We start from the raw sequence: 3205 nt of genomic DNA on the forward strand, positions 1-3205 counted from the left end.
CAAGGTGTTCACCCAAGCCACATAACTCGTCACCAGTAGAGAAAAAGGCAACACGAAGTGGTCTATATGTGACAACCTCGGCTATGCCTAGCGATGCTAAGAGGCCTAAGTCAGCAGGTGTTAATCGGCGGCCAGCAGGTAGAACCGTGTCACCACAGTCGATATCTTCTCCTGCTAGTCTGACATTTTGTCCAGCTTTCACGTCTGTATGGATGGTGATGGTTTGATTGTCTGATTCAACTTGCTCCTGCATCACCACTGTGTCACAACCATCCGGAATTTTTGCGCCGGTCATAATACGAATACATTGACCTGCTTCAACATGACCTTGATAGGGTTTACCCGCAAATGCCACACCAACGTTGTTGAGTGAGAAAGGGGCATTTTTGATGTCTGCACTTTGCAACGCATAACCATCCATGGCTGAGTTGTTATAAGGGGGTACCTGTCTGGGTGATACTACGCTTTGGTGTAAAACCTGCCCTAGTGCCTGTCTCAAGGAGACTTTTTGCCAGCTTGAAATGGGGGACAATAAGTCGTGGATACGCTGGCGAGCCTGTTCAACCGTCAAGTTATTGTGATCAACATCATCAGCGCAACTTGGCTGTGGGGTAAATTCGGCCATATTTAGCTTTTCCATGAAAAAATAAACTGTTCAATAAAGTCGACCATAGCAGGTATATGGTTGATATCCAGCATGAAAGGCATATCGTCATTTGCGATGGCATTGTCGGACGCAACGGCGATGATATGCGGGTCATCCTTATATAATGTTGGTGCGCCTAGTTCTGTGCGGTTTAATTCTATTTTAGGGAAACGTTCGTGTTTAAAGCCTTCAACAAGAATGAGGTCGATGGTGCGTGTATCCAGACGCTGAATTAATGGTTGTAATTCGGGCTCGATGAGATCGTCATGATTTTTTTTCATCAGTGCCATCATTTTATCTGAAGCAATAATCATTTCTTCAGCGCCGGCTTCACGGATTTGATAGCTGTCTTTTCCCGGCTTATCGATATCGAAATTATGGTGAGCGTGTTTTATCACCGCAACACGGATATTTCTGTCTTTGAGCGCGGGTATCAGCTTAGTGAGTAAAGTCGTTTTACCTGTTCCGCTGAACGCCGCAAAGCCCAGAAGTGGTTTGGTTGAGCGTATTTTTGACTTTAGAGTTAATTCATCAGGTGAATTGATATTGATAAAAAAGTCTGCCTGATCAGAAAAATCGACTTCAGCCACCTTATGCTGATATAGCCAATCGCGGGTTTTACGCTGACCTGAAGCTAAAAACTCAGACAAAGACTGTTTAAGCCGAAGTGGAATTAACGCAAATACCGGTTGTAATTGTGTACCATCATGGGCAACGGCAATATCACTTCCAGTCGCTAACAAGGCTTCCATTAAACGTTGCCTGAGTTGAGCACTGATAAGCGGATTGTCACAAGGTACGGTGAGTAAGTACGCTGATTTTACCTGCTGCATTACTGATAGTATGCCGGACAGTGGCCCCTGGAAATTGGCGAGATTATCCGTGATAACCGGATACGAAAAAGTTTGATACTTTTCAATATGTCGATTCGCACTGATATATAAATCATCAACTTGCGGTAATATAGCATCAATGACATGGCTTACCATCGCTCTGCCCTGGTAGTGAAGCAAGCCTTTGTCTTGACCACCCATTCGGCGGGATTGGCCGCCAGCCAGCAGTACGCCAGAGACTGTAATAGGGGAGAAAATGCTCATGATGCGATTAGTGAACAACCTGATTAAAAAGAAAAGTCATGGCTAAAGTTATATTAGTGTCGCTTATTATACTGTTAATTAGCGCTCGAGCAGAGGCCGTTAATATCGACATTATGGTGGTTGGTTTATTTAAAGACAAAGCCGTGGTCGAAGTGGATGGTAATCAACATTTATTGAGTGTCGGTGATACAAGCCCTGAAGGCCTGAAATTGCTTGCTGCCAATAGTAATAACGCCACTTTTGAAATCAATGGAAAAAAACAAACTTTCCCTTTAGGGGATCGTATCAGTAGTAACTACATTGAAGCTGAGAAAAAAACAGCAGTGACATTATGGCCAAGCAATGGCATGTATACCGCAACCGGCAATATAAACGGTTATACGACAAGCTTTTTGGTCGATACAGGGGCCAGTACTATCGCCATGAACTCAGCTACTGCAGCTCGCCTTGGCATTGATTATCTTCGAGGGCAGCAGGTGGGGATAAGGACGGCTTCAGGCAAGAGTGTGGGCTATAAGGTCAAACTAGACTACGTGCAACTTGAGCAGATAAAACTGCATAATGTTGATGCCGTCGTCTTAGATGGTGAAGAACCTTCAGTGACCTTACTCGGTATGTCCTTTCTGGGACAGCTGGACATTCAGCACAATGGTGAACGTCTTGATCTAAGACAAAAATATTAAGCAAAAAAAAGCCTGGTTAACCAGGCTTTTTTTAGATGAACCAATCAATAATGATTAATCAAACCCTTTGCTTATTAATGCATAAGCAGAATGGTTATGAATCGATTCAAAGTTTTCTGACTCGACTGTGTAAGCCGTAATACGAGAATCTTGATTCAATCTCGCTGCGATATCACGCACCATATCTTCAACGAATTTTGGATTATCATAAGCGCGTTCAGTGACGTATTTTTCATCAGGACGCTTTAATAAACCAAAGATTTCACAAGACGCTTCTTTCTCAACAAGATCGATTAGATCTTCGATCCAGACAAAGCTCTCCACACGGACAGTCAAAGTCACATGTGAGCGTTGATTATGTGCGCCGTAATCAGAGATATTCTTGGAGCAAGGACATAGACTAGTGACAGGAACGACAACCTTAACCGTCATCATGGTTGTTGCACCGGTGATTTCACCAATAAACGTGACGTCATAATCCATCAAGCTTTTGACTTTTGAAATGGGCGCTTCCTTGTTTACAAAATAAGGGAAGTTCATTTCAATGTAGCCAGATTCAGCATCAAGGCGCTCGGTCATTTGACCAAGCATTTCGCGGAATGACTTAACCGTAATTTCACGTTCGTGTTGATTCAAAATCTCCACAATGCGTGACATATGTGTGCCTTTGAATTGATGTGGCAAATTCACATACATATTAAAGTTAGCAATGGTATGTTGCTCACCGGTCGTACGATCACTGACTTTAACGGGGTGTTTAATGTCTTTGATGCCGACTT

The 3205-nt window shown here is 43.3% G+C and carries 4 protein-coding genes; 1 reads left to right on the plus strand and 3 read right to left on the minus strand.

Features of this window, described 5'->3' with window-relative positions; all coding sequences use genetic code 11:
• Positions 1–625: molybdopterin molybdotransferase MoeA (locus B4K20_RS15130; RefSeq protein ID WP_289283547.1), on the minus strand; the 625-nt coding region annotated here is incomplete at its 3' end.
• A gap of 2 nt (positions 626–627) precedes the next feature.
• Positions 628–1743 (minus strand): molybdenum cofactor guanylyltransferase MobA, encoded by a 1116-nt coding sequence (mobA, locus tag B4K20_RS15135; protein WP_289283548.1) that lies wholly within the window; start codon positions 1741–1743, stop codon positions 628–630.
• 38 nt (positions 1744–1781) lie between these two features.
• Between mobA and B4K20_RS15140 the strand changes: the two genes are divergently transcribed.
• Positions 1782–2426, plus strand: coding sequence for a retropepsin-like aspartic protease family protein (locus B4K20_RS15140; protein ID WP_289283549.1), 645 nt, complete (start codon positions 1782–1784; stop codon positions 2424–2426).
• 54 nt (positions 2427–2480) lie between these two features.
• On the opposite strand, the gene folE2 is transcribed toward B4K20_RS15140, so the two are convergent.
• A partial coding sequence (gene folE2, locus B4K20_RS15145) for a GTP cyclohydrolase FolE2 (protein ID WP_289283550.1) occupies positions 2481–3205 on the minus strand: 725 nt, incomplete at its 5' end.

The organism is Methylophaga sp. UBA5088 (assembly GCF_002414625.1).
In the GTDB taxonomy this organism is placed as follows: domain Bacteria; phylum Pseudomonadota; class Gammaproteobacteria; order Nitrosococcales; family Methylophagaceae; genus Methylophaga; species Methylophaga marina.

What these genes read in the sequence shown, in the direction of transcription:
- mobA (WP_289283548.1), bottom strand. Translation starts at nt 1,743, where the DNA reads ATGAGCATTTTCTCCCCTATTACAGTCTCTGGCGTACTGCTGGCTGGC.
- B4K20_RS15140 (WP_289283549.1), top strand. Translation starts at nt 1,782, where the DNA reads ATGGCTAAAGTTATATTAGTGTCGCTTATTATACTGTTAATTAGCGCT.